Raw genomic sequence first — 26,222 nt, 5'->3', positions numbered from 1 at the left:
CCATGACCCTGAAAACGCCCTGGTACGAATGCGACAGCCGCTTTATTGCCGCCCATTACCAGCCCGCGGCATTGATCGACCTGGCCATCAGCCGGGATATCGACACCCATCGCCTGCTGCGCGGCACCGGCTTGTTCTATGACGACATCCTGGCCGGCCAGGTACGCATCAGCCCGCAGCAGTTCCTTGTGCTGATCGATAACGCGCAACGCCTGCTGGACGCCGACGACAGCAGCTTTCTCTTCGGCCAGCGCCTGCTGCCTGGACACTATGGCGCGGCCAGCCAGGCGCTGCAGCAGGCCGGCAACCTGCAACAGGCACTGGAACTGCTGATCGAGATGCGCGCGCTGTTCAGCCCGCTGCTGGCACCACGGCTGTTGCTCGACGAGCAGCACGCCTACCTCTACTGGGTCGACGGCAGCGGTGCCGGGCCGCACTGGCGTTTTCTGATCGAATCCTGCATGACGGCAGTGGTGGCAATGGCCCGCTGGCTGTCCGGACAACAGTTGCCGTGGTGCTTTCACTTCGCCCACCCGCAGCCGCGCTATGTCGAGCAATACTGGGTGCACCTGGGCGAAGACCTGCACTTCGACAGCCAGCTGGACATGCTGCGCCTGCCCCGCGAATTTATGACCGCAGCCTGGCCCAACGCCGCGCACACCGCAGGGGCGGTGGCCCGCCAGGAAGCCGCGCGGCAGCTGCGTGACCTTGGCTACCAGGCCAGCCTGCTGGATCGGCTGTATGCCTGGCTGCAAGCCAACGTGCGCCAGTCACCCAGCCTGGAACAGGCCGCACAAGCCTTCGAGATGAGCCCCGCGACCTTCAAACGCAAGCTGCGCAAACACGGCACCCACTATCAGGAACAGCATGACCGCGTGCGCAAGCATGTGGCGCTGTATCTGTATCGGATCAAGGCTTACAGCAACGAAGAGATCGCCGACTTTCTGAGCATCCACGACGCGACCAACTTCCGCCGCTCATTCAAACGCTGGACCGGGCTGTCGCCGAGCGCACTGCGGCAGTTATTCGAAGCGGGATAGCCTGTGCCGACTCATTCGGCACGGCGCTAACTCGACCCGAATGTTGCTCGCCATGGGCATAGCGAGTCTGTGTGGGGGCGGACCTGCCATATGCCGCGGGCATAACCCGCGGCTGGCGCAGCCGAGTCGATCGGCTACTGGCCCAGGCGGTCGAGCTCCGCCAGAAAGCTTTCCTCGTCTATCACCCGCACCCCCAGCTCACTGGCCTTGGCCAGCTTGGAGCCCGCCCCGGGGCCGGCCACCACGCAGCTGGTTTTCGCCGATACGGAACCGGCCACCTTGGCACCTAAGGCTTCCAGGCGGTCCTTGGCCACGTCACGGCTCATCACCTCCAGGCTGCCGGTCAGGACCCAGGTCTGCCCGGCCAGGGGCAGGCCTTCGAGCACTTTCTTCTCGCTCTGCCAATGCATGCCGAATGCACGCAGCTGGGCGTCGATGGCCGTGGCCAGGGCGACATTGGCCGGCTCCGCGAAGAACTCGCGCAGCGCCTGCTTGGCCTTCTCGTTAAGGCCCTTCATCACGCTCAGGTCCAGCCAGTCCTGACTGAGGGCGATCAGTCCCTCGAGGCTGCCGGCCTTTTCCGCCAGATTCTTCGCCCCCGTGGCGGCGATGCCGGCGATGTTCAGCTTGTCGATAAAGCCGGCCAGAGTGGCACAGGCGGCGAACTCGGCATGCAACTCGCCCTCCTCCTGCAGCACCAGACCGCGCGCCAGCAACTGCTGGATAACCTGACGGTTATGCCCGTCCTCGAAGAAACTGTGGATTTCATGGGCTACTTCCAGGCCCACATCCGGCAGGTAGGTCAGCACCTGCGGCAGAGCCTGCTGGATACGCGCCAGCGAACCCAGGGCGCGGGCCAGCAGCTTGGCGGTCTCCTCGCCGACATCGGGAATCCCCAGGGCATAGATAAAGCGCGCCAGGCTGGGCCGGCGGCTGTCGGCGATGGCGGCCAGCAGATTGCGCGTGGACAGTTCGGCAAAGCCCTCCAGCCCGACTATCTGCTCGAAGGTCAGGGTGTAGAGATCGGCCGGGGACGTCACCAGGCCCTCATCCACCAGCTGCTCGACGCTCTTCTCGCCCAGGCCCTCGATATCCATGGCGCGGCGCGAGACAAAATGAATGATCGCCTGCTTGAGCTGAGCCTGACAGCTCAGGCGGCCAACGCAGCGGTAGATCGAGCCCTCGCTGAACGACTCCTTGCCCTTGCTGCGCTTGACCAGCTGGGTGCGCTCGACATGGGAGCCGCACACCGGGCACTGCGCGGGGGTCAGCACCGGCCGGGCATCCGCCGGACGCCGCTCGCTGACCACCTGCACCACTTGGGGAATCACATCGCCGGCGCGGCGGATAATCACCGTATCGCCGATCATCAGGCCCAGGCGCGCCACTTCGTCCATGTTGTGCAGGGAGGCGTTGGACACCGTGACCCCCGCCACCTTGACCGGTTTGAGCCGCGCCACCGGGGTCACCGCGCCGGTGCGGCCGACCTGGAACTCGACATCCAGCAGCTCGGTCAGCTCCTCCATGGCCGGGAACTTGTGGGCAATAGCCCAATGTGGCGTGCGCGCGCGAAACCCCAGCTGCTGCTGGTCCTCGATGGTGTTGACCTTGAACACCACGCCATCGATGTCGTAGGCCAGACTCGTGCGACGTTCGCCGATATCGCGGTAGTAGGCCAGACAAGCCTCCACGCCCCTGGCCAGTCGCAACTCGCGGCTGATGGGGATACCCCAGGCCTTGAGCTGCTCGAGCATGCCGATCTGGGTAGCCGGCAGCTCGCCGCTGACCTGGCCGACGCCATAGCAGCAGAACTCCAGCGGGCGGCTGGCGGTGATCTTCGGGTCGAGCTGACGCAGGCTGCCGGCGGCGGCATTGCGCGGGTTGGCAAAGGTCTTGCCACCGCTTTGCGCCTGACGGGCATTCAGCGCGTCGAAGCCGGCCTTGGGCATATAGACTTCGCCGCGCACTTCCAGAACCTGAGGCCAGCCTTCGCCCTGCAGCCTGAGCGGAACAGTGCGGATGGTGCGCACGTTGCTGCTGATGTCCTCACCGGTGCTGCCGTCGCCGCGGGTGGCACCGCGCACCAGCTGGCCATGCTCGTAGCGCAGGCTGACCGCCAGGCCATCGAGCTTGGGTTCGCAGCTGTATTCCACCGACGCCCCGCCGCCGAACAGATCGCCGCCCTGCAGGCCAAGGCCAGCCTGCACGCTGCGGTCGAAGGCCAGCAGTTCCTCTTCTTCGAACGCATTGCCCAGGCTGAGCATGGGCACTTCATGGCGCACCTCGCCAAACACGCTGAGCGCCTCGCCGCCCACCCGCTGGGTCGGCGACTCGGACGTCACCAGATGCGGGTGCTCACGCTCCAGCGCCTGCAACTCGCGGAACAGACGGTCGTACTCGGCATCCGGAATGCTCGGTTCATCGAGCACGTAGTAGCGGTAGTTGTGCGCGTCGAGTTCGCTGCGCAGGTGAGCGATACGTTCGGCGGCAGTTGGGGTGGCGGACATAGTTCACAAGCCGTAGCAGCAGGCATAAAACTGGAGGCAGCCTCAGCCGTGTTCCGGCCCGGCGTCCAGTTCAACCCTTGGTTGATGTTCAGGCGCAGGATTCTAGCCGTTTGCAGGACGGCCTGCCTTCGCTATATGCCTGGTCGCGCAGCTTGCACCACGGACAGCGGCAGCTGGCACCTGCCGAAAAAACAAAGCCCCAAGTCAAGCGCGTGGCTTGTAACTTGAGGCTTTGGGTTTGCCGTCTGACTAGCGCTTGCTGGTCAGCTGCTTGCGCTCGTATTCGACGATACGCTGGCGGTAATGCTCGATGGTTTGCGCGGTCATTACGCTGCGCTGGTCATCTTTCAGCTCGCCATTGAGTTCGTGGGCCAGCTTGCGCGCGGCGGCGACCATCACATCGAAGGCCTGCTTGGGGTGACGCGGGCCCGGCAGACCGAGAAAGAAACTCACGGCGCGGGTGCTGAAACCTTCGATATCGTCCAGATCGAAAGTACCGGGCTTGAGGGCATTGGCCATGGAGAACAGCACTTCACCATTGCCGGCCATGCTTTCATGGCGATGGAAAATATCCATCTCGCCGAAGCGCAGGCCACTTTCGAGAATGTTCTGCAACAGCGCCGGGCCCTGAAAGCCGGTGTCTTCGCGGGCGATCACGTTGATCACCAGCACCTCTTCGACCGGCGGCAGTTCCTTGCTGCTGGAAGCCCCCTTGTCGGCAGGCGCTTGAGCCGCCTGACCGACCGGATTGAGCAGGGTCGGCACCGGCTCGTCCAGGCCCAGGTTCAGGTCACCCTGCTGTGGCTCGCCGCTACGGCGGCGGTTCAGTTCGCGGGCGCTCATCGCCGGCAGGTCATCTTCGTCCAGCGAGGGCTCGTGGTTACGATCGATCACCCGCGGCGGGCTGAGCAGGTTGGGGTCGCTGTCATCATCCGGGATATTGGCAAAGCTGCGATCAAGCTTGAACTTGAGCTTGCCCTTGCCACCGCGCATGCGCCGCCATCCGTCGAAAAGGATGCCAGCGATCACAATAATGCCGATGACGATCAGCCACTCGCGCAGACCGAATTCCATGAAATAACCTAACCCCTAATAAATTTGATAAACCAAGGAGCATCCCGCCCCGTTTCGCTAATTCTGTAACCTGATGCCAACTCCATGTTCTGGCAGATCTTTCTCCGGGCCAATGGCCACTCTCGATAACATTGCGCGTTAAGCTAGCACGACGAAAGGCAACTTTACACAGGCAGAAGCATCATGCTTCGACCATTGCCAGTGCCTCCTCCACATCAACTGCAACCAAACGCGAACAGCCCGGCTCATGCATGGTCACGCCCATCAACTGGTCGGCCATTTCCATGGCGATCTTGTTGTGGGTGATATAGATAAATTGCACTTTTTCCGACATTTCCTTGACCAGTCGGGCATAACGCCCAACGTTGGCATCGTCCAGCGGCGCATCCACCTCATCGAGCATGCAGAAGGGGGCCGGATTGAGCTGAAAGATGGCGAACACCAGGGCCAATGCGGTCAGGGCCTTCTCGCCGCCCGAGAGCAGATGGATGGTGCTGTTCTTCTTGCCCGGAGGCCGCGCCATGATGGTGACCCCGGTATCGAGTAGATCTTCGCCGGTGAGTTCCAAATAAGCGTTGCCGCCGCCGAAAACTTTCGGAAAAAGGGCCTGCAGACCGCCATTGATCTGGTCGAAGGTCTCCTTGAAGCGGTTGCGGGTTTCCTTGTCGATCTTGCGAATGACGTTTTCCAGGGTATCCAGGGCTTCCACCAGGTCGGCGTTCTGCGCGTCCAGGTAGCGCTTGCGCTCGGATTGCTGCTGGTATTCGTCGATGGCCGCCAGGTTGATCGGCCCGAGCCGCTGAATACGCCCGCCCAGGCGCTCCAGCTCCTCCTCCCAGGCCGTTTCGCCAGCATCGCCCGGCAGGCTCGCCAGCACGCCGTGCAGGTCGAAGTTGTCCTCGGCCAGCTGATCGGCCAGGGCCTTGCGCCGCACGGTCAGGGATTGCCACTCCATGCGCTGCTGCTCGAGCTGGCCACGCAGTAGCTGGGATTGCTGCTCGGCCTGGCTGCGGCGCTTTTCCGCCTCGCGCAACTCGCGGTCGGCGTCTTCCAGGGCCAGGCGCGCCAGTTTGAGTTCGTCTTCGACCGCCATGCGCTTGTCGAGCAGCTCTTCGAGCTTCATGCGCAGCTCTTCCAGCGGCGCTTCGCCCTCCTCCAGATTGAGGTTGAGCTGCTCGCGCTTCTCGTGCAGACGCTCGGCCTGCAACTCCAGGCGTTCCAGGGCCTGGCGGGTGGAGTCGTGCTGCGCCCTGAGCGAGCCCAGGCGCACGGCCAGCTGATGGGCGTGATCCTTGTGCGCTCTGGCCTCCTGGCGTACCCGGTCGAGCCGCTCGCGCAGGCTGTCGCGACTGGCCAGCAGGCTTTCGCGCTGCTCGTTATCGGTCGCCATGGTCTCCAGGGCGTCCTGCAGCTGCAGACGCGACTCGCCCAGTTGCTCATGCTCGATGGCGCGCTGCTCGGCCAGCTCGTGCAACTCGGCATCCAGGCGGGTGCGGCGCAGGCTCAACTGTTCGACCTTGGCCTGCCCGGCAGATAGCTGCGCCTTCAGCTCGCCCAGGCGGCGGGCCTGTTCCTGCAACTGGCGGCGCTGCTGCTCGCGCTGTTCTTCCTGCTGCCCCTGACTTTCGCGCAACTGCAGCAGGCGCTCCTCCAGCAGCGCCAGGGCCGCTTCGCGCTCCTCGCGCTCAACCCCCAGTTGCTCGATTTCCTGACCGCGGGCCAGCAGGCCGCTTTCCGCTTCGCTGGCGCGGCGCACCCGCAGGAAGTGCCGACCGACCCAGTAGCCGTCGCGACTGATCAGGCTTTCGTCTTCACCCAGGCTGAGACGGGCGGCCAGGGCCTCATCGAGGCTGTCCACCGGCCTGACCCTGGCCAGCCAGGGGGCCAGGTCGACAGCCGCCTCGACCTTGTCCAGCAGGCTGCCGGCGACTCGCGCGCCGCCCCTGGCCGGGCTGACCAGGCGCAGATCGCCCTGGGCCAGGCCGGAAAAATCCAGGCCCTGAAAATCGTCCAGCAGCACGGCCTGCAGATCGGCCCCCAGCACGGTTTCAACCGCCAGTTCCCAGCCGGCCTCGACCCGCAGGCCTTCGGCCAGACGCGGGCGCTCGCTCAACGCGTGCTCGCGCAACCAGTCGCCAGGCCCCTTGCCCGGGTCGAGGGCGGCTTGCTGCAGGGCTTCCAGCGAAGCCAGGCGACCGTTCAGACGTTGCAGCTCGCCCTGGGCCTGCTGCTGGGCCTGACCGGCCTGCTGCAGTTCGTGGCGCAGCTGCTGCAAGCGCTCGGCTTGCTGTTCTTCGGCCAGCTGCAGGTCTTCCAGGCTCAGTTCGCTGGCGGCGATCTGTTCGCCCAGCTCGATAATCGCGGCATCTTCCGGGTCGGCGGCCAGCTGCTGCAGTTCATCCGTCAGGCGACGCTGGCGTTCGGCCAGGCGCTCCAGGCTCTGCTCCAGCTGGGCGATACGGGATTGCTGCACCTCGGCCTGGCGGCGTGGCTCGGCGCTGCGCTGGTTGAAGCCATCCCACTGCTCCTGCCAGCCGTGCATGGCGCTTTCGGACTCTTCCAGGGTGGCGGCAGACTCTTCGGCAGCCGCGGCGGTCAGCTCCTGCTCGGGCTCGAGCATGGCCAGCTCTTCGCCCAGGGTCGCCAGCAGGGTGCGGTCGTGGCCCAGGTGCGACTCGGTTTCCAGACGAGCGCGCTCGGCCTCGTTGAGGTCGTCCTGCAACTGGCGCAGGCGCTGCTGGCCGTGCTGGATGCTCTGCTCGATGCGGGCGATATCGCCGCCAACCGAATAGAAGCGACCCTGCACCAGGTTGAAGCGCTCGCTCAGTTCATGGTGACCGTCGCGCAGGCGCTCGATGCTGGCATCGGCGTTGCGCTGCTCGGCCACCAGAGCCTCGAAGCTGATTTCCTGGTTGCCGATCACCGCCTCGCGGCTGCCCACCTGTTCGTTCAGCGCCTGCCAGCGCAGGGCAGTGAGCTGGGCCTTGAGCTGACGCTCCTCGGCCTTGTATTGCTGATATTTCTCCGCCGCTTGGGCCTGGCGGTGCAGGCGATCGAGCTGGCGCTCCAACTCTTCGCGCAAGTCGGTCAGGCGCGCCAGGTTCTCGTGCGTGCGGCGGATGCGGTTCTCGGTTTCGCGGCGGCGCTCCTTGTACTTGGAGATGCCGGCGGCTTCCTCGATAAAGTTGCGCAGGTCCTCCGGCTTGGCCTCGATCAGCTTGCTGATCATGCCCTGCTCGATGATCGAGTAGCTGCGCGGGCCCAGGCCGGTACCGAGGAAGATGTCGGTAATGTCGCGGCGACGACACTTGGTGCCGTTGAGGAAGTAGGTGTTCTGGCTGTCGCGGGTGACGCGGCGGCGAATGGAGATCTCGTTATAGCCGGCGTATTCGCCGGTCAAGGTGCCATCGGAGTTGTCGAAGATCAGCTCGATAGAGGCCTGAGTCACCGGCTTGCGGGTGTTGGAGCCGTTGAAGATGACGTCGGTCATCGACTCGCCACGCAGGTTCTTCGCCGAACTCTCGCCCATCACCCAGCGCACCGCATCGATGATATTCGACTTGCCGCAGCCATTGGGCCCGACCACCGCCGCCATATTGCTCGGAAAGGTCACGGTAGTGGGATCGACGAACGACTTGAAGCCCGCCAGCTTGATGCACTTGAGCCGCATGGACAGTCTTCCTCAGGATTCGGCCAGAGCGGCCAGCACCAGCTGACAATTGTGTTCGCCATAGCCCAGCAGTACCTCGCGAATACGCGGGTGATCGCGGGCGATGATCGCCTGCAGCAACAGGGCAAAGGTATTGAGAAACTGGCCCATTTCGCTTTTGCGCCGTTCCAGCGCCAGGTGATAGGTGCGGCTGATCGCCGGCAGCAGATTCTCCACGGTTTCCTGCAGGTAGGGGTTGTCGGCGAAGGGAAAGGCCGCGCGCATGATGTCGAAGCTGTTTTCCACGAAGGCGTTGATGTCCTCGCGCTGCAGGCTGTCCTGCAGGCGCTGCTGGATGGCCAGGAAGGGGGCCAGGTCGCGCTCGACCTGCCAGCCATCGGCCACCGCCTTGCCCAGCAGGATGTACAGTTCCATCACCAGGGCATACAGGCTCTTGACCTTGTGCGGGGTCAACTCGGCCACCTGGGCACCGCGCCGCGGCGGAATCACCACCAGGTGGCGGCGCTCGAGAATCAGCAGCGCTTCGCGCACCGAGCCACGGCTGACATTCAGCGCCTGGGTGACCTTCTGTTCCTGAATCCGTTCACGGGCCTGCAACTCACCACGAATGATGCGTTCGGCCAGATGGTGGGCGATCTGCTCGGCGAGGCTGTCCGGTGCCTTGAACGTCATGATGATCCTTAGGCTCTACTGACCTATTGGGGCAAGCGATATTGATACTGAAACCCCCGCCAGGCTTGGCGTGGGCAGGTATGCGCAGGGCGCGAGTGTAACACAGGGTGTTACCGGGCCAAGGGTACAGGCGGGGCACTTTCAGGCCAAAAGGTAGGCTCCCTGCGACTGTTGCTGAGGACACATTGTCCTACAATCCTACCAGCGCTATCGCCCAATAATAAGAATACGGAGCCCCCCATGTTCGAACGACTTCCCTCCAACTGGATGCTGGCCATCAAGAGCATCGGTTACTGGTTCTGGCTGATCCCGGTACTGGGTATTCCCCTGAGCTATTACTGGTCGCAAGGCAGCGACCATGCCAACGCCTGGGCCTGGATGGTGATCCTGGTGGTGTTCGGCGTTATCCCGCTGCTGGACTTTATCGTCGGCCGTGACCCGGCCAACCCGGACGAAGCGGTGCAGGTACCGCAGATGGAGCAACAGACCTACTACCGCCTGCTCAGCCTGGCCACAGTGCCCTTCCTGCTGGGCATGCTCGGCTGGGCCACCTGGGTCTTCGTCGACTACCAGGCCTGGAATTGGCTCGGCCAGCTGGGCTGGGTGCTGTCGGTTGGCACGGTCACGGGTGCCATCGGCATTACCGTGGCCCACGAGTTGATCCACAAGGACCCGAAACTCGAGCAGAACGCCGGTGGCCTGCTGCTGGCGGCGGTGTGCTACGGCGGCTTCAAGATCGAACATGTGCGCGGCCACCATGTGCATGTGTCGACCCCGGAAGACGCCAGTTCCTCGCGCTATGGCCAGAGCCTGTATGCCTTCCTGCCCCACGCCTATAAGCACAATTTCCTCAATGCCTTCGCCCTCGAGGCCGAGCGTCTCAAGCGCAAGGGCTTGCCCGCCCTGCACTGGCGCAACGAGCTGATCGTCTGGTACGCCATCAGCGCCCTGTTTCTGCTCGGTTTCACCCTGGCCTTCGGCTGGCTCGGCGCACTGTTCTTTATTGGCCAGTCGATCGTCGCCTTTACCCTGCTGGAGATCGTCAATTACGTGGAGCATTACGGCCTGCATCGACGCAAGTTGGACAACGGCCGCTATGAACGCACCAACCCGACCCACTCCTGGAACAGCAACTTCCTGCTGACCAACCTGTTTCTCTTCCACCTGCAGCGCCATTCCGACCATCACGCCTATGCCAAACGGCGCTACCAGGTGCTGCGCCACTTCGACGACAGCCCGCAACTGCCCAATGGCTATGCCGGAATGATCGTTCTGGCGCTGTTCCCGCCACTGTGGCGGGCAGTAATGGACCCGCGCGTACGCGCCTACTATGCCGGCGAAGAACACCAGCTGACCGACTCACAACTCGCCAGCCACTAGGAGCCTGTCGGGCTTGACCGTCCGTAGCGAGGGAAAGTCCGGTTTGAGTCAGTTTTGTTGCTCTTTCGAGGCGAATAGCGAGCTATTTAACGAGAAAGAGCGGAAAAAATGGCCAAATCCGGCTTTTCCGCAGTAGGACAGTGTTAAGTCTGACAGGCTCCTAGAACCGGCCTTCACTTAAAAGCCCCAACGGCATTCGCCCTTGGGGCTTTTTTGTATCTCAGGCTCTCCGACAGCAATCCCCCCGCGCCAGGGCGTTGTTGGCATAAAACCGGCTAGCCTTAAGTCATCTCCTTGCTCTCGGCAGGCTCATAACCAAATCGCATGACAAACACCTGACCACAGAGTCAAATATTTGTTGACCCTAAAGTCAGAAAACTCTAGATTTGCCCCATGCCAAGCCGTGTGGAAACGCTGTGCCATCGTGCCCAGCCGTTTCAGCAGAGCCTGATACGAGAACAATAAAGTGCCTGGAGGTCGTCCTTGATCCAGTTTTTACTCAACCGGGAGCTGCGCACCGAGCATGCCCTGGACCCCAACGTCACAGTGCTCCAGTACTTGCGCGAGCACGCCGGCAAACCCGGTACCAAAGAAGGCTGCGCCTCCGGCGATTGCGGTGCCTGCACCGTGGTGGTCGGCGAGCTGGACGGCGAGCGCGTGCGTTATCGCACGCTCAACTCCTGCCTGACCTTCGTTTCGTCCCTGCACGGCAAACAGCTGATCAGCGTCGAAGACCTCAAGCACCAGGGCCGGCTGCACAGCGTGCAACAGGCCATGGTCGACTGCCATGGTTCGCAATGCGGCTTCTGCACCCCGGGCTTCGTCATGTCGCTGTTCGCCCTGCAGAAGAACCGGGCCGCGTCAGGCAGCAGCGGCTTCGACAAGGCCGACACCCTGGAAGCCCTCGCCGGCAACCTGTGCCGCTGCACCGGCTACCGACCGATTATCGATGCCGCCGAGCAGGCCTGCTGCCAGAAGCAACCGGATCAGTTCGACGCCTTTGAGCCGCAGACCGTCGAGCAGTTGAAGGCCATCGCCCCGCGCGATACCGCCGAACTCAATAGCGGCGACAAGCGCTGCCTGCTGCCGCTGACCGTGGCCGACCTGGCCGACCTCTACGCCGCCAATCCCGAGGCCCGCCTGCTCGCCGGCGGCACCGACCTGGCCCTGGAAGTCACCCAGTTCCACCGCGAACTACCGGTGATGATCTACGTCGGCCATATCGAAGCGATGAAGCGCGTGGAAGTCACCGCCGAACATATCGAGATCGGCGCGGCGACTTCGCTGTCCGATTGCTATGCCGCGCTGGCCGAGGAATACCCTGACTTCGGCGAGCTGCTGCACCGTTTTGCCTCCTTGCAGATCCGCAACCAGGGCACCCTGGGCGGCAACATCGGCAACGCCTCGCCAATCGGCGACGCCCCGCCGCTGCTGATCGCCCTGGGCGCGCAGATCGTCCTGCGCAAAGGCAGCGACACGCGCAGCCTGCCGATCGAGGAGTACTTCCTCGACTACAAGGTGACTGCCCGTCAGGAAGCCGAATTTATCGAGAAGATCATGGTGCCGCGCGCGCAGCCCAAGCAGGCATTCAGCGCCTATAAAGTGTCCAAGCGCCTGGACGACGACATTTCCGCGGTCTGCGCCGCCTTCAACCTGCGTATCGAAGACGGCGTAGTGCAGGACGCGCGCATTGCCTTCGGTGGCATGGCGGCGACTCCCAAGCGTGCCGCCGCCTGCGAAGCCGCACTCAAGGGTACGCCGTTCAACCAGGTGCAGATCGAACGCGCCTGCGCCGCCCTGGCCGAGGATTTCACGCCGCTGAGCGATTTCCGCGCCAGCAAGGAATACCGCCTGCTCACCGCGCAGAACCTGCTGCGTAAATTCTTCCTCGAGCTGCAAGCTCCCGAAGTCGAAACCCGGGTGACCGCCTATGTCTAACCATCACGTATTGAAAACCCAGGAAGAACTGGCCGCCCTGTTCCGCGCCGACATCACCACCGGCGTCGGCCGCAGCGTCAAGCACGAGAGCGCGGACAAGCACGTATCCGGCGAAGCTGTGTATGTCGACGACCGCCTGGAATTCCCCAACCAGCTGCACGTCTATGCCCGCATGAGCGACCGCGCCCACGCGCGTATTGTCAGCATCGACACCGCGCCCTGCTATGCGATTCCCGGCGTGGCCATCGCCATCACCAGCAAGGACGTACCCGGCCAGTTGGATATCGGCCCGGTGGTCGCTGGTGACCCGCTGCTGGCGGACGGCAAGGTCGAATATGTCGGCCAGGTGGTGATCGCGGTCGGTGCCGACAGCCTGGAAACCGCGCGCAAGGCGGCGATGGCGGCGGTTATCGAATACGAAGACCTGGAACCTGTGCTGGACGTGGTCGATGCGCTGCGCAAGAAGCATTTCGTCCTCGACAGCCATCAACACAAGATCGGCAACTCCAGCGCCAAATTGGCCACTGCACCGCGCCGCCTGCAAGGCAGCCTGCATATCGGTGGCCAGGAACACTTCTACCTGGAAACCCAGATTTCCTCGGTGATGCCCAGCGAAGACGGCGGCATGATCGTCTACACCTCGACGCAGAACGCCACCGAGGTGCAGAAGTTGGTGGCCGAAGTGCTCGGCGTGCCGATGCACAAGATCGTCATCGACATGCGCCGCATGGGCGGCGGTTTCGGCGGCAAGGAAACCCAGGCAGCAGGCCCCGCGTGCCTGTGTGCGGTGATTGCTCACCTGACCGGGCGGCCGACCAAGATGCGCCTGCCGCGCGTCGACGACATGCAGATCACCGGCAAACGTCACCCCTTCTATGTCGAATACGACGTCGGCTTCGACGACGACGGCTTGTTGCATGGCATCGAAATCGAGCTTGCCGGTAACTGCGGCTACTCGCCCGACCTGTCCGGTTCCATCGTCGACCGCGCGATGTTCCACTCGGACAACGCCTACTTCCTCGGCAACGCCACCATCAATGGTCACCGCTGCAAGACCAACACCGCCTCGAACACTGCCTACCGCGGCTTCGGCGGCCCGCAGGGGATGGTCGCCATCGAGGAGATCATGGACGCGGTGGCCCGCAGTCTGGGCAAAGACCCGCTGGAAGTGCGCAAGACCAACTACTACGGCAAGACCGAGCGCAACGTCACCCACTACCACCAGACGGTCGAGCACAACGTCATCCATGAGATGACCGCCGAGCTGGAAGAAAGTAGCGAGTACGCCAAGCGCCGCGAGGAAATCCGCGCGTTCAACGCCAAAAGCCCGGTGCTGAAGAAAGGCCTGGCGCTGACCCCGGTGAAATTCGGCATCAGCTTCACCGCCACCTTCCTCAACCAGGCCGGCGCGCTGATCCATATCTACACCGACGGTTCGATCCACCTGAACCACGGCGGCACCGAGATGGGCCAGGGCCTCAACACCAAGGTCGCGCAGATCGTCGCCGAGGTGCTGCAGGTCGATATCTCGCGCATCCAGATCACCGCCACCAACACCGACAAGGTGCCGAACACCTCGCCGACCGCAGCAAGCAGCGGTGCCGACCTGAACGGCAAGGCCGCGCAGAATGCCGCCGAGACCCTCAAGCAGCGCCTGGTCGAGTTCCTCGTGCGCGAGTACAAGGTCACTCCGGAAGACGTCGAATTCCGCAACGGCCAGGTGCGCGTACGCGATCTGTTCCTCGGTTTCGAGGAAGTGATCCAGAAAGCCTACTTCGCCCAGGTGTCGCTGTCCTCCACCGGTTTCTATCGCACGCCGAAGATCTATTACGACCGCGACAAGGCCGCCGGCCGGCCGTTCTACTACTTCGCCTATGGTGCCGCCTGCGCCGAGGTGATCGTCGACACCCTGACCGGCGAATACAAGATGCTGCGCACCGACATCCTGCATGACGTCGGCGCTTCGCTGAACCCGGCCATCGATATCGGCCAGGTCGAAGGGGCCTTCGTCCAGGGCATGGGCTGGCTGACCATGGAAGAGCTGGTGTGGAACGGCAAAGGCAAGCTGATGACCAACGGCCCGGCCAGCTACAAGGTACCGGCCATCGCCGATATGCCGCTGGACCTGCGGGTCAAGCTGGTGGAGAACCGCAAGAACCCGGAAGACACGGTGTTCCACTCCAAGGCCGTGGGCGAACCGCCGTTTATGCTCGGCATCGCCGTGTGGTGCGCGATCAAAGACGCCGTGGCCAGCCTTGCCGACTACCGCGTACAACCGCAGATCGACGCCCCGGCCACCCCGGAGCGCGTGCTCTGGGGCGTGGAACAGATGAAGAAACTGCAGCAACCGGCCAAGGCCCTGCTGACCGAGACCGAACCGGCCTAACGCCAACCGCCGATCTGGTGGATGTGCTGCGCGACAGTTACGCGCCCCGATCCACCCTACCTCGCGTAGGGTGGAAAACCGCGAAGCGTTTTCCACCAAGGCCGTGGACGAATCACTCTACAGGTGTACAACAATGACAAAACACACCGCAGCCAATAGCCAACCGACCCGGCCGCTGCCGGCTCCGATACTGGACCCGTCGCCGAGCAACTGGCGCCTGCCGCGCCCGGGACAACTGCCGCCAACCTGGAGGCTGAGCAAATGAGCTGGATCAGCGCCCTCGCCGACCTGCAGCAGCAAGGCCAACCTTGCGTGCTGGTGACCATCATCGAAGAACGCGGCTCGACCCCGCGTAACGCCGGCTCGAAAATGGTGGTCACCACCGACCGCATCTTCGAGACCATCGGTGGCGGTCACCTGGAATACAAGGCGATGGCGCTGGCCCGCGAGATGCTGCAAAGCCGCAGCCAGGACACCCGCCTGGAGCGTTTCAGCCTGGGTGCGAGCCTCGGCCAATGCTGTGGCGGTGCCACCGTGCTGCTGTTCGAACCCATGGGTCAGCCCCAGGCGCAGATCGCCGTGTTCGGTGCCGGCCATGTCGGTCGCGCCCTGGTACCGCTGCTCGCCAGCCTGCCGTGCAAGGTGCGCTGGATCGACTCGCGGGAAAACGAGTTCCCCGAGCAGATTCCGGCCGGTGCGGAAAAGATCGTCAACGAGGAAGTGGTCGATGAGGTAGAGAATATGCCGCCCGGCAGCTACTACATCGTTATGACCCACAATCACCAGCTCGACCTGGAGCTGACCGCAGCCATTCTCAAGCGTGGCGACTTCGCTTACTACGGCCTGATCGGCTCGCAGACCAAGCGCGTCAAGTTCGAGCATCGCCTGCGTGAACGCGGCTTCGACGAAGCACTGATGGCGCGCATGCGCTGCCCCATGGGCCTGGCGGAAGTCAAAGGCAAGCTGCCGATCGAAATTGCCGTGTCCATCGCCGGCGAGGTGATCGCCACCTACAACGCCGCCTTCGGCCAGGACGTAAAAAAAGGCGAGAGCAGCGTCGCCAAGCTGCTGCCCGCTTCGCGCCGCGCCACTCCGTAGGGTGTGCGGGGCCGCCTAGGCCGCGCGCACCAATATCCCATTGAACCCGGTGCGCACGGCGCACCCTACGCATGATCGAGATGTAACCGATGACCAACGCCGTCAAAGCCTACCGCGCCGCCATCCTGCACAGCCTCGCCGACCCTGCCGTGGTCGGCGTCGAGCACTCCTATCAATACTTCGAGGACGGCATCCTCCTGGTCGAGGACGGCCAGGTGGTCAAGGTCGGCTCCGCCGCCGAGCTGCTGCCGACGCTCAAGGGCCTCGAGGTTACCGAGTATCAGGATGCGCTGATCACCCCCGGTTTTATCGACACCCATATCCACTACCCGCAAACCGGGATGATCGCCTCCTACGGCGAGCAGTTGCTGGATTGGCTGAACACCTACACCTTCCCCACCGAGCGCCAGTTCGAAGACAAGGCCCACGCCGCAGACGTGGCCGGGATCTTCCTCAAGGAGCTGCTGCGCAATGGCACCACCACCGCCCTGGTGTTCGGCAGCGTGCACAAGCAATCGGTGGACGCCTTCTTCGAGGTGGCCTGCGCGCTGAACCTGCGGATGATCGCCGGCAAGGTGCTGATGGACCGCAACGCCCCGGATTACCTGACCGACACCCCGGAATCCGGCTACGCCGACAGCAAGGAGCTGATCGAGCGCTGGCACGGCAAAGGCCGCCTGCACTACGCGGTCACCCCACGCTTCGCCCCGACCAGCACGCCGGAGCAACTGAGCCTGGCCGGCAAGCTGCTCGGCGAGTACCCGGACCTGTATATGCACACCCACCTGTCGGAGAACCGCCAGGAGATCGAGTGGGTCAAGGCGCTGTTCCCCGAGCGCAAGGGCTACCTGGACGTCTACGACCACTTCAAGCTGATCGGCCCGCGCGCGGTGTTCGCCCACGGCGTGCATCTATGCGATGCGGAATGCCAGCGTCTGGCCGAAACCGGCTCGGCTGTGGCCTTCTGCCCGACCTCCAACCTGTTTCTCGGCAGCGGCCTGTTCGACCTGAACAAGCTCGAAGCCCACGGCGTGCGCGTCGGCCTGGGTACCGATGTCGGTGCCGGCACCAGCTTCAGCCAGCTGCAATCGCTGAACGAGGCGTACAAGATCATGCAGTTGCAGGGCAAGAAGCTCGACCCGTTCAAGTCGCTGTACCTGGCCACCTTGGGCGGTGCCGAGGCGCTGTACCTGGACGACAAGATCGGCAACTTCACCCCCGGCAAGGATGCGGACTTCGTGGTGCTCGACTACAACGCCACCCCGCTGATCAGCTACCGCATGCAGCAGGCCAAGAGCCTGGACGAGAAGCTGTTCGCCCTGACCATGCTCGGCGACGATCGCGCGATCAAGGAAACCTTCGCCGCCGGCCAGTCGGTACACCGCCGGGACTGAGCCGCTGGGGAGAGGAAAATCGAGGCCGGCTAACTTCTCTCCTGCCTGAGCAGGGACTAATCAGCCCTGAACTCTGTAATCGCATCGCACATCGCTGCAACACAGACATAAAAAAGCCCCGCAACTCAGGTTGCGGGGCTTTTTTATCTCGGCCTGCCTGGCGATCAGCGATTGGCGCTGCTGCGTCCCGGTTTCTTCTTGCTGCTGGGCAACAGGTGGGAAAACACCGCATGCAGATCATCGGAGGCGGTTTCGCCATCCAGATTGAGCTTGGCATCGACGCTGTCCATATGGCGCATCATCAGGTCGACGGCCACCGCCACATCGCCCGCCTCGATCGCATCGATCACCTGGTCGTGTTCGGCATCCGAGCAGTGGGTGCGGCTGTTGCTCTCGTACAGGGCGATGATCAGCGAGGTCTGCGAAATCAGGCTGCGCAGAAACCCCAGTAGGGTCTGATTGCCCGCCGCCTCAGCCAGCTTCAGGTGGAACTCGCCGGACAGGCGAATCCCCATGCCGCGATCACCGCGGGCGAAGCACTCGCGCTCGTCGATCACCATCTGACGCAAGCAGGCGATCTGCTCGGCTGTGGCGTTCTTGCAGGCCAACTCGGTGATGGCGCGCTCGATCATGCGCCGTACATAGAAAATCTGCTTGGCCTCTTCCGCCCCTGGGCTGGCAACCACCGCGCCGCGGTTAGGCCGCAGCAGCACCACGCCCTCGTGGGCCAGGCGCGACAGGGCACGGCGAATAATGGTGCGGCTGACACCGAAAATCTCACCCAGGGCTTCTTCGCTGAGTTTGGTACCGGGGGCCAGGCGTTGCTCAAGAATGGCATCGAAAATATGCGCGTAAACGACATCGTCCTGAGTCCCGCTGCGAGTGCTTTTGCCTTCGCGCGACTGCTTCTTTAGGGGCTGCAATTGTTCGTTCATTCTGACTCGCGTGAAAAAGTCTGGCGGTTTCTACTCGGGCAACCCTTCTGCTGGCTACCTGCCGGTCGGGGCCAGCAGCGCATAGCGGAAAAGTTACAGATAAAATGCCCTTGCATTGTACACAATGTGACCAGTTCGTACACCGTCGGCGCAACAACCCGAACCCACCTAGAACCTGTGTCGGTCGCGCTCATGTCCCTCGTCTCCCGAGTGAGCAGATTCGGTAAATTTATTTCTTCTAAGCAGCCTCACTCTGTAGCAATTAATCGCCTTAGCGCCCGACCAGAAACGCCTCAAAAATTCCTGGCGCGACCAGTCGAGATACCTGGGCGATTCCATGACAAACACACATGTCATTGATTTTATTAGCTTAATATAAATTTAGGCATGCGAATAAGCATGAAATTTCCGTATCGGCACAGCACAACAATTCAACGCCAGATACAAAACCACGGCAAAAACATTATTTGCTTTTTTTGTATACAAACGCATAATCGCGACAGTGTGATTTCCTGACTGCTAGGTCAACAACCAAGCCGACAAGCACACCGCAACGCACCATCTGCCTCAGAGAGCCGAAACCGTGCGCAGCACAGGCTCTGGGTGGTACACAACAAGAGATGAGGAGTACCCACTGTGGAAAGCGCTAAACAAGAACAACATGCGACGCACGCCCAAGGGCTGCTGAAAACCGGTCTGCTCGACCGATTCTTCAAGCTGACCGAACACCGCACCAGCATCAAGACCGAGCTGATTGCAGGCATCACCACCTTCTTCACCATGGTTTACATCATCTTCGTCAACCCCAGCATCATGGCGATAGCCGGTGTTGACCAGGGCGCAGCCTTTGTTGCGACCTGCGTAGGTGCGGCCCTCGGCTGCTTCCTGATGGGCCTGTACGCCAACTGGCCAGTCGGCCTGGCACCAGGCATGGGCCTGAACGCTTTCTTCACCTTTACCGTGGTCGGAGACATGGGCTACAGCTGGGAGACCGCCCTCGGCGCGGTATTCCTCTCTGGCATCCTGTTTATGATCATGAGTCTGTCACGCATCCGCGAGTGGCTGCTCAACAGTATCCCCATGAGCCTGCGCTTTGCCATGGGTGCCGGGGTTGGATTATTCCTCGGGCTGATCGGCCTGAAGACCGCCGGCATCGTCGTCGACAGCCCGGCTACCCTGCTGACCATGGGCTCGTTCGGTGAACCCAACGCCATCCTCGCGGCCGTGTGCTTCCTGATGATTGCCGTACTCAGCCACCGCAATGTGTTCGGTGCCATCCTCTTCAGCATGCTCGGCGTAACTGCCATCGGCTGGGCCATGGGCCTGGTCGAATACGGCGGCCTGGTGTCGATGCCACCAAGCCTGGCCCCGACCTTCCTGGCCATGGATATCGCCGGAGCCTTCCAGATCTCGATGATCAGCGTGGTTCTGTCGTTCCTCTTCGTCAATATGTTCGACACCGCCGGCACCCTGATGGGCGTCGCTCACCGCGCCAACCTGGTCGATGCGGACGGCAAGATTCAGAACCTGTCGCAAGCCCTGAAAGCAGACAGTACCTCCAGCGTTATCGGCTCCCTGGTCGGCTGCCCGCCTGTCACCAGCTATGTAGAAAGCGCTGCGGGCGTCGCCGCAGGTGGTCGCACCGGCCTGACCGCCGTCACCGTTGGCCTGCTGTTCCTCGCAGCGATGTTCTTCGCTCCGCTGGCCGGCATGATCCCCGCCTACGCCACCGCCGGTGCGTTGATCTACGTCGCGATGCTGATGATGAGCGGCATGGCGCATATCGACTGGAAGGATCACACCGACACCATCCCGGCGATCGTCACCGTGGTGATGATGCCGCTGACCTTCTCCATCGCCAACGGCATTGCCCTGGGCTTCCTGACCTACGCGACGCTGAAGCTGCTGACCGGTCAGCGCGACAAGGTATCGCTAAGCCTGTACGTTCTGTGCATTATCTTTATCGCCAAGTTCGCCTTCCTTTAAGGAAAGCCTGGTAGTCACCAGCCCCGGCGCGCGCGTCGGGGCTTTTCCACATCTGGAGAATAGGAAATGAGCCTGGAAACCTGGCTGTTGTTCGCAAGCGCTGCACTGGTGGTGATTCTGATCCCCGGGCCGCTGTCGCTTTTGATGGTCAGCAACAGCCTGAACTATGGCCTGCGTCGCTCGCTGCCGGCCTTTATCGGCGGCGTGTCGGCCTCGATCTGCCTGCTCAGCGCTTCGGCCCTGGGGCTCGGGGCACTGCTGCTGGCCTCGGAACAGCTGTTCGGCCTGCTGAAGATGGTCGGCGCGCTGTACCTGTTCTATCTCGCCTGGCAAAGCTGGCAAGAATCGCGCAAGGCCGCCAAGCCGGTGACGGCCGAGGAGCAACCGGTCAACCCAGGCTTTCGCAGCATGTTCTGGAAGGCCTTCGGCCTGGGCGCGAGCAACCCCAAGGACATCCTGTTCTTCGCGGCGTTTCTGCCGCAATTTATCAGTGCCGAGCGGCCCATGATCAGCCAGCTGCTGGTGATGATCGCCACCTGGGCGGTACTCGATCTGGCCTGCAAGCTGTTCTACGGCCTCAGTGCCCAGGGCGCGGCACGCTACCTGCGTTCCGGCAAGGGCCAGGTGTGGTTCAACCGCATCAGCGCGGGCTTGTTCGGCGGCGCGGGCGCTGCCTCGCTGCTTAGCCGCTAGCGTTATTGCTGAACCCGCGAAGCCCGTTGTTTGGCTTCGCGCAGCCCAAGCCCCCTCCCCGGCCAACACCTCAAATTGCAGGCAAAAAAAAGCCCGCAGTGTGGGCGGGCCAGGGACTCTTGAATGAGTCAGAGGGTGACAAGCATTCGCTATCAGCTACCGCGGTAGGTGGAGTAGCTGTATGGGGAAATCAGCAGCGGCACGTGGTAGTGCTCCTGGCCGGCATCGATACCGAAGCGCAGCACCACTACATCGAGAAAGGCCGGATCAGGCAGGGCAACGCCACGCGCACGGTAATAGTCGCCGGCATGGAAATGCAGCTGGTAGACGCCCGTGCGGTAGTCATCGCCCTGCAGCACCGGCGCATCGCAGCGGCCATCGCTGTTGGTCTGCACGCTGTTAAGCAACTCCAGCTGAGCCCCTTCGACGCGGTATAGCTCGATCTTCAGGGCGCTGCCGGGGCAGCCGTGCGCGGCATCTAGAACATGTGTAGTCAATCGTCCCATCGGTTAGGGGCGTCTACGCTGAGCAAAGACCCAGGCAGGCACCACACCTCCTCTACTTGTAGTGAATTCGACAGATTACTCAGGCTTTGGCGGCCTTGACCTGCTAGCAGCATAGCATGCCGCAAATACAATATAAGACACTTTTCAAGATAATTGTACACAATATCTTAAACCCCGTTCCCGCACAGCCGCCACCTGCTTACCAGGGCATAAATTCGCCAGAGTTGCAGGGGCCACACGTACTACAGATTGGGGCTCAGAGCTTTTTGGTTCTGCTGAGGCGTGTCTTTTTACAAAATAGGTAAATTTTCGATTTACAAAATGCGGCACACTTTGTATACAATTGACTCATCGCGGTTACCTACCCTGTCCAGGGCCAACCCAGTGACCGCACAACACCAAGAAGGAAGACTGCAGTGAGCGCTGACTACCCACGCGACCTGATCGGTTACGCCAACAACCCGCCCCATCCGCACTGGCCGAATGATGCGCGTATCGCCCTGTCGTTCGTCCTCAATTACGAAGAAGGCGGCGAACGCAACGTGCTGCACGGCGACAAGGAATCCGAGGCCTTTCTTTCCGAGATGGTCTCTGCCCAGCCGCTGCAAGGCGCGCGCAATATGAGCATGGAATCGATCTACGAGTATGGCAGCCGTGCCGGCGTCTGGCGCCTGCTCAAGTTATTCCAGCAGCACGATATCCCGCTGACCATCTTCGCCGTTGCCATGGCCGCCCAGCGCCATCCCGATGCAATCAGGGCCATGGCTGCTGCCGGCCACGAGATCTGCAGCCACGGCTACCGCTGGATCGACTACCAATACATGAGTGAAGCCGAAGAGCGCGAGCATATGCTCGAAGCCATCCGCATCCTCACCGACCTCACCGGCGAGCGCCCGCTGGGCTGGTACACCGGCCGCACCGGGCCGAATACCCGGCGCATCGTCATGGAGGAAGGCGGCTTCCTCTACGACTCCGACACCTACGACGACGACCTGCCCTACTGGGACGCCGCCAGCACCGCGGCCAAGCCGCACCTGGTGATCCCCTACACCCTGGACACCAACGACATGCGCTTTACCCAGGTGCAGGGTTTCAATACCGGCGACGACTTCTATCAGTACCTCAAGGACGCCTTCGATGTGCTCTACGCCGAAGGCGTCGCCGGCGCGCCGAAGATGCTCTCGATTGGCATGCACTGCCGCCTGCTCGGCCGCCCGGCGCGCATCGCCGCCCTGGCGCGCTTTATCGAGTACGTCAAAGGCCACGAAAAAGTCTGGTGCGCCCGCCGCGTCGATATCGCCCGCCACTGGCACGCCACCCACCCTTTTAGCGAGAACAGCAAATGAGCCGCTTTCAGACCCTGACCCCGTCGAGCCTGAGCCGTGAAGATTTCGTCAAGGTCTTCGCCGATATCTACGAGCACTCGCCCTGGGTCGCCGAGAAGGCCTTTGACCTCGGTCAAGACGACAGCATCAACCAGATCGACGGCCTGCATCAGCGCATGGCCGACCTGTTGCTCAGTGCCAGCCATGCCGCACAGCTGGCGCTGATCAATGCTCACCCGGACCTGGCCGGCAAGGCAGCCGTACGTGGTGAGCTGACAGCCTCCTCCACCTCGGAGCAGGCCGGTGCGGGCATTCACGCCTGTACTGCAGAAGAGTTCGCCCGCTTTACCGAACTGAACGATGCCTACAAGGCGAAGTTCGGCTTCCCCTTCATCATGGCGGTGAAAGGCAGCAATCGGCACCAGATCCTGGCGGCCTTCGAGGAGCGTATTCACAACTCCCCGGAGCAGGAGTTCGCCTGCGCCCTGGCCGAGATCAACAAGATCGCGCTGTTTCGCTTGCTGCAGCTCTAGGCCGCAAGCCCTCCGCCCTCCCCAACGCCACCATCTAAGGCAGACAATTCATGAAAGCTTACGCCGTACCCTTTGAGAAATACGTCAACCTCGCCGACGCACGCCTGGGCACCCAGGCCATCTCGGTCACCGACGACTGGTTCGCCGACGTTAACCGTCTGTTCCAGCCGACCCCGGCCGTATGGAAGGAGGGCGTGTTCGATGACAACGGCAAGTGGATGGATGGTTGGGAATCGCGCCGCAAGCGTTTCGAAGGTTACGACAGCGCGGTAATCCGCCTGGGCGTGCCAGGCTCGATCAAGGGTGTGGACATCGACACCAGCTTCTTCACCGGTAACTTCCCGCCGTCGGCGTCCCTGGAAGGCTGCTTCGTCGCCGAAGGCGACCCGAGCGACGCCACCGAGTGGAGCGAAGTGCTGGGCGCAGTAGAGCTGCAAGGCAACAACCACCACTACCATGAAATCACCAATGCCCAGGCGTTCACTCACCTGCGCTTCAACATCTACCCAGACGGTGGTGTCGCCCGTCTGCGTGTGTACGGCGTGCCGTTCCGCGACTGGAGCAACGTCGGCGACAATGAGCAGATCGACCTGGCCGCTGCACTGAATGGCGGTCGCGCCCTGGCCTGCTCGGACGAACACTTCGGCCGCATGAGCAACATCCTCAACCCGGGCCGTGGCATCAACATGGGCGACGGCTGGGAAACCGCCCGCCGGCGTACCCCGGGTAACGACTGGGTGATCGTCGCCCTCGGCCATCCTGGCGAGATCGAACGCGTCGTCGTCGACACCCTGCACTTCAAGGGCAACTACCCGGACAGCTGCTCGATCCAGGCGGCCTTCGTCAAGGGCGGCACCGACAGCCAGATCGAGACCCAGAGCCTGTTCTGGCGCGAACTGCTGCCAAGCCAGAAACTGCAGATGCACGCCGAGCACGAGTTCAGCGAGCAGATCAAGGCCCTGGGCCCAATCACCCACGTACGGGTGAACGTGTTTCCAGACGGCGGTATCAGCCGCCTGCGCCTGTTCGGCAAAGTCGCCAAGTAAGCCAATAAACCCCTCTCCCATTGGGAGAGGGGCATAAACGAACGAACAAGAAGACCAACATGCGCAAATTGATCATCGAGCCGCTGAGCAAAGAAGCCTTCGCCCCCTTTGGTGACGTTATCGAAACCGAAGGCAACGAATTCTTCATGATCAACAATGGCTCCACTCGCCGTTATCACAAACTGGCCACGGTCGAGACCGCACAGCCAGAGGATAAGGCGATCATCAGCATCTTCAGTGCCGAGGCCCTGGATATGCCGCTGACCATTCGCATGCTGGAGCGCCATCCGCAGGGCAGTCAGGCGTTTATTCCGCTGCTCGGCAACCCCTTTCTGATTGTGGTCGCGCCAGTTGGCGATGCACCTGAGTCGGAGTTGGTCCGCGCCTTCCGCAGCAACGGCAGGCAGGGCATTAATTACCATCGCGGCGTCTGGCACCATCCGGTGCTGACGATCGAAAAGCGGGATGACTTCCTGGTGGTTGATCGCAGTGGTTCCGGCAACAACTGCGATGAGCATTTCTTTACCGACGACGAGCAACTGCTCCTCGCCCCCCACCAATAAGAGAAGCCCAGCACCGGCGTGCCGGCACTGGGAAAGAGGTACTGATTGTGGAAGCGCATTTTACTGAGTGGCTGAACCTGGGCATTCGCTGGATCCATATGATCACCGGCATCGCCTGGATCGGCGCATCCTTCTATTTCGTCTGGCTGGAAAACAACCTCAACCGCTCCAACCCGCGCGAAGGGCTGGCCGGCGACCTCTGGGCGATCCACGGTGGCGGTATCTACCACCTGGAAAAATACAAACTGGCCCCGCCGAAAATGCCGGAGAACCTGCACTGGTTCAAATGGGAGGCCTATGCCACCTGGCTGTCGGGCGTGGCCCTGATGCTAGTGGTCTACTACCTCAACCCCAGCCTGTACCTGGTCAAACCTGGCGTCGACCTGGCCCCGGAAATGGCCATTGCCATCGGCTTCGGCTCGATGATTGCCGGTTACGTGGCCTACCACTTCCTCTGTGATTCGCCTCTGGGTAAGCGCCCGGCCCTGCTCGGTGCCGTGCTGTTCGTGCTGCTGATCGCCGCCGCCTATGGCTTCAACCTGATTTTCAGCGGCCGCGCCGCCTATATCCATGTCGGCGCGATTATCGGCACCATCATGGTCGGCAACGTGTTCTTCACCATCATGCCGGCCCAGCGCGCGCTGGTTAAGGCCATCGAAGACAACACCACCCCTGACCCGGCGCTGCCGGCCAAGGGTCTGCTGCGTTCGCGCCACAACAACTACTTCACCCTGCCGGTGCTGTTCATCATGATCAGCAACCACTTCCCGAGCACCTACGGCAGCCAGTACAACTGGCTGATCCTGGCGGGCATCGCGATGCTGGCGGTACTGGTACGTCACTACTTCAACACCCGCCATGACAGCAGCAAATATGTCTGGACACTGCCTGCCGCTGCCCTGGGCATGATCTGCCTGGCGTTTGTCACCGGTCCGCAAATGAAGTCGATAGCGACCGACGCGCCCCAGGCCGCCGTGATCAAATATGCCCCGGTACCGGCCACTGGCGTCAGTGGCACCCCGCAGGCGGCCAAGCCTGTCGAGCCGGCAGAAGCCACACCTGCCGAGCCCAGCGCCGCTGCTGTAGCTGCAACTGGCGAAGGCGACTTTACCCAGGTCAACAGCGTGATCAAGGAACGTTGCAGCGTGTGCCACTCGGCCACGCCAAGCAGCCCGATGTTCAGTGCACCGCCTGCCGGCTTCATCCTCGACACGCCGGAGCAGATCAAGGCGCAGGCCGCGAAAATCCACGCGCAAAGCGTCGCCTCGCAGATCATGCCGCTGGGCAATATCACCCAGATGACCCAGGACGAGCGTGACCTGATCGGAGCCTGGATCGACCAGGGCGCACAGCTCAACTGATCCACCCGAATGCCGCGCCATACCTAGGCGCGGCATTTCTTTATCCGCAACATTCCTCGCCCGCGAGGCTGCAAGTACGCACCAGCAGCGGCACCCAGGTGCCCTGCCATACCCG

At 62.4% G+C, this 26,222-nt stretch carries 19 protein-coding genes; 13 read left to right on the top strand and 6 right to left on the bottom strand.

From position 1 onward, the window contains the following. The first annotated feature begins 2 nt into the window (after positions 1-2). Entirely contained in the window at positions 3-1,040 is a 1,038-nt protein-coding gene (locus AACY13_RS07275) for an AraC family transcriptional regulator (protein ID WP_339460403.1), read from the top strand. Positions 1,041-1,174: 134 nt separating this feature from the next. Here the strand turns inward: AACY13_RS07275 and ligA are convergent, their stop codons facing one another. The 4 genes from ligA to AACY13_RS07255 form a co-directional block, all read right to left on the bottom strand. Then, positions 1,175-3,547 carry an NAD-dependent DNA ligase LigA gene (ligA, locus tag AACY13_RS07270; RefSeq protein WP_339460402.1) on the bottom strand — a complete coding sequence of 791 codons (2,373 nt, stop codon included), beginning with the start codon at positions 3,545-3,547 and terminating at the stop codon, positions 1,175-1,177. Between the two features lie 249 nt (positions 3,548-3,796). Beyond that, a complete protein-coding gene (zipA, locus tag AACY13_RS07265) occupies positions 3,797-4,621 on the bottom strand; it encodes a cell division protein ZipA (protein ID WP_339460400.1) in 825 nt (274 codons plus the stop codon). A 181-nt stretch (positions 4,622-4,802) separates the two neighbouring features. Continuing rightward, positions 4,803-8,291: a chromosome segregation protein SMC gene (smc, locus tag AACY13_RS07260; protein ID WP_339460399.1), complete on the bottom strand. Its 3,489-nt coding sequence runs from the start codon at positions 8,289-8,291 to the stop codon at positions 4,803-4,805. A gap of 12 nt (positions 8,292-8,303) precedes the next feature. Next, positions 8,304-8,963 carry a GntR family transcriptional regulator gene (locus AACY13_RS07255; protein ID WP_339460398.1) on the bottom strand — a complete coding sequence of 220 codons (660 nt, stop codon included), beginning with the start codon at positions 8,961-8,963 and terminating at the stop codon, positions 8,304-8,306. Between the two features lie 240 nt (positions 8,964-9,203). On the opposite strand from AACY13_RS07255, the gene AACY13_RS07250 reads away from it, so the two are divergent. The 5 genes from AACY13_RS07250 (at position 9,204) to guaD (ending at position 17,159) form a co-directional block, all read left to right on the top strand. Further along, positions 9,204-10,343 carry an alkane 1-monooxygenase gene (locus tag AACY13_RS07250; protein WP_339460397.1) on the top strand — a complete coding sequence of 380 codons (1,140 nt, stop codon included), beginning with the start codon at positions 9,204-9,206 and terminating at the stop codon, positions 10,341-10,343. A 483-nt stretch (positions 10,344-10,826) separates the two neighbouring features. Further along, on the top strand, positions 10,827-12,281 hold the full coding sequence (gene xdhA, locus AACY13_RS07245) for a xanthine dehydrogenase small subunit (protein ID WP_339460395.1): 1,455 nt from the start codon (positions 10,827-10,829) through the stop codon (positions 12,279-12,281). Next, a complete protein-coding gene (gene xdhB / locus AACY13_RS07240; protein WP_339460394.1) occupies positions 12,274-14,667 on the top strand; it encodes a xanthine dehydrogenase molybdopterin binding subunit in 2,394 nt (797 codons plus the stop codon). The genes xdhA and xdhB overlap by 8 nt, the downstream gene beginning before the upstream one ends. Before the next feature lie 261 nt (positions 14,668-14,928). Further along, complete coding sequence (gene xdhC, locus AACY13_RS07235) at positions 14,929-15,765, top strand: xanthine dehydrogenase accessory protein XdhC (RefSeq protein ID WP_339460392.1); 837 nt, start codon at positions 14,929-14,931, stop codon at positions 15,763-15,765. An 89-nt stretch (positions 15,766-15,854) separates the two neighbouring features. Next, on the top strand, positions 15,855-17,159 hold the full coding sequence (guaD, locus tag AACY13_RS07230) for a guanine deaminase (RefSeq protein WP_339460390.1): 1,305 nt from the start codon (positions 15,855-15,857) through the stop codon (positions 17,157-17,159). A gap of 164 nt (positions 17,160-17,323) precedes the next feature. Here guaD and AACY13_RS07225 read toward each other — a convergent pair whose 3' ends face one another. After that, a complete protein-coding gene (locus tag AACY13_RS07225) occupies positions 17,324-18,094 on the bottom strand; it encodes a GntR family transcriptional regulator (protein WP_339460389.1) in 771 nt (256 codons plus the stop codon). 636 nt (positions 18,095-18,730) lie between these two features. Here AACY13_RS07225 and AACY13_RS07220 point away from each other — a divergent pair. Continuing rightward, positions 18,731-20,080 carry an NCS2 family permease gene (locus AACY13_RS07220; protein WP_339460388.1) on the top strand — a complete coding sequence of 450 codons (1,350 nt, stop codon included), beginning with the start codon at positions 18,731-18,733 and terminating at the stop codon, positions 20,078-20,080. Positions 20,081-20,146: 66 nt separating this feature from the next. Further along, positions 20,147-20,773 carry a LysE family translocator gene (locus tag AACY13_RS07215; protein WP_339460387.1) on the top strand — a complete coding sequence of 209 codons (627 nt, stop codon included), beginning with the start codon at positions 20,147-20,149 and terminating at the stop codon, positions 20,771-20,773. A 152-nt stretch (positions 20,774-20,925) separates the two neighbouring features. Here the strand turns inward: AACY13_RS07215 and uraH are convergent, their stop codons facing one another. Continuing rightward, positions 20,926-21,279, bottom strand: coding sequence for a hydroxyisourate hydrolase (uraH, locus tag AACY13_RS07210; protein ID WP_339460386.1), 354 nt, complete (start codon positions 21,277-21,279; stop codon positions 20,926-20,928). Positions 21,280-21,695: 416 nt separating this feature from the next. Here uraH and puuE point away from each other — a divergent pair, with 416 nt between their 5' ends. The 5 genes from puuE to AACY13_RS07185 are packed head-to-tail and all read left to right on the top strand — an operon-like array spanning position 21,696 to position 26,107. Continuing rightward, positions 21,696-22,625, top strand: a complete 930-nt coding sequence (gene puuE / locus AACY13_RS07205) for an allantoinase PuuE (RefSeq protein ID WP_339460384.1) — start codon at positions 21,696-21,698, stop codon at positions 22,623-22,625. Beyond that, positions 22,622-23,137 (top strand): 2-oxo-4-hydroxy-4-carboxy-5-ureidoimidazoline decarboxylase, encoded by a 516-nt coding sequence (uraD, locus tag AACY13_RS07200; RefSeq protein ID WP_339460383.1) that lies wholly within the window; start codon positions 22,622-22,624, stop codon positions 23,135-23,137. The genes puuE and uraD overlap by 4 nt, the downstream gene beginning before the upstream one ends. Before the next feature lie 50 nt (positions 23,138-23,187). Further along, positions 23,188-24,183, top strand: coding sequence for an allantoicase (gene alc / locus AACY13_RS07195; RefSeq protein ID WP_339460382.1), 996 nt, complete (start codon positions 23,188-23,190; stop codon positions 24,181-24,183). A 59-nt stretch (positions 24,184-24,242) separates the two neighbouring features. Then, positions 24,243-24,746, top strand: a complete 504-nt coding sequence (locus AACY13_RS07190; protein WP_339460380.1) for an ureidoglycolate lyase — start codon at positions 24,243-24,245, stop codon at positions 24,744-24,746. Between the two features lie 47 nt (positions 24,747-24,793). Further along, entirely contained in the window at positions 24,794-26,107 is a 1,314-nt protein-coding gene (locus tag AACY13_RS07185) for a urate hydroxylase PuuD (RefSeq protein ID WP_339460379.1), read from the top strand. Positions 26,108-26,222 lie beyond the last annotated feature (115 nt).

Source organism: Pseudomonas sp. EA_105y_Pfl2_R69, from assembly GCF_963970915.1.
In the GTDB taxonomy this organism is placed as follows: domain Bacteria; phylum Pseudomonadota; class Gammaproteobacteria; order Pseudomonadales; family Pseudomonadaceae; genus Aquipseudomonas.
The sequence above is the reverse complement of the archived record's forward strand: the minus strand, read 5'-3'. Positions and strand labels throughout refer to the sequence as shown.

What these genes read in the sequence shown, in the direction of transcription:
- AACY13_RS07275 (WP_339460403.1), top strand. Translation starts at nt 3, where the DNA reads ATGACCCTGAAAACGCCCTGGTACGAATGCGACAGCCGCTTTATTGCC.
- ligA (WP_339460402.1), bottom strand. Translation starts at nt 3,547, where the DNA reads ATGTCCGCCACCCCAACTGCCGCCGAACGTATCGCTCACCTGCGCAGC.
- zipA (WP_339460400.1), bottom strand. Translation starts at nt 4,621, where the DNA reads ATGGAATTCGGTCTGCGCGAGTGGCTGATCGTCATCGGCATTATTGTG.
- smc (WP_339460399.1), bottom strand. Translation starts at nt 8,291, where the DNA reads ATGCGGCTCAAGTGCATCAAGCTGGCGGGCTTCAAGTCGTTCGTCGAT.
- AACY13_RS07255 (WP_339460398.1), bottom strand. Translation starts at nt 8,963, where the DNA reads ATGACGTTCAAGGCACCGGACAGCCTCGCCGAGCAGATCGCCCACCAT.
- AACY13_RS07250 (WP_339460397.1), top strand. Translation starts at nt 9,204, where the DNA reads ATGTTCGAACGACTTCCCTCCAACTGGATGCTGGCCATCAAGAGCATC.
- xdhB (WP_339460394.1), top strand. Translation starts at nt 12,274, where the DNA reads ATGTCTAACCATCACGTATTGAAAACCCAGGAAGAACTGGCCGCCCTG.
- xdhC (WP_339460392.1), top strand. Translation starts at nt 14,929, where the DNA reads ATGAGCTGGATCAGCGCCCTCGCCGACCTGCAGCAGCAAGGCCAACCT.
- guaD (WP_339460390.1), top strand. Translation starts at nt 15,855, where the DNA reads ATGACCAACGCCGTCAAAGCCTACCGCGCCGCCATCCTGCACAGCCTC.
- AACY13_RS07225 (WP_339460389.1), bottom strand. Translation starts at nt 18,094, where the DNA reads ATGAACGAACAATTGCAGCCCCTAAAGAAGCAGTCGCGCGAAGGCAAA.
- AACY13_RS07215 (WP_339460387.1), top strand. Translation starts at nt 20,147, where the DNA reads ATGAGCCTGGAAACCTGGCTGTTGTTCGCAAGCGCTGCACTGGTGGTG.
- uraH (WP_339460386.1), bottom strand. Translation starts at nt 21,279, where the DNA reads ATGGGACGATTGACTACACATGTTCTAGATGCCGCGCACGGCTGCCCC.
- uraD (WP_339460383.1), top strand. Translation starts at nt 22,622, where the DNA reads ATGAGCCGCTTTCAGACCCTGACCCCGTCGAGCCTGAGCCGTGAAGAT.
- alc (WP_339460382.1), top strand. Translation starts at nt 23,188, where the DNA reads ATGAAAGCTTACGCCGTACCCTTTGAGAAATACGTCAACCTCGCCGAC.
- AACY13_RS07190 (WP_339460380.1), top strand. Translation starts at nt 24,243, where the DNA reads ATGCGCAAATTGATCATCGAGCCGCTGAGCAAAGAAGCCTTCGCCCCC.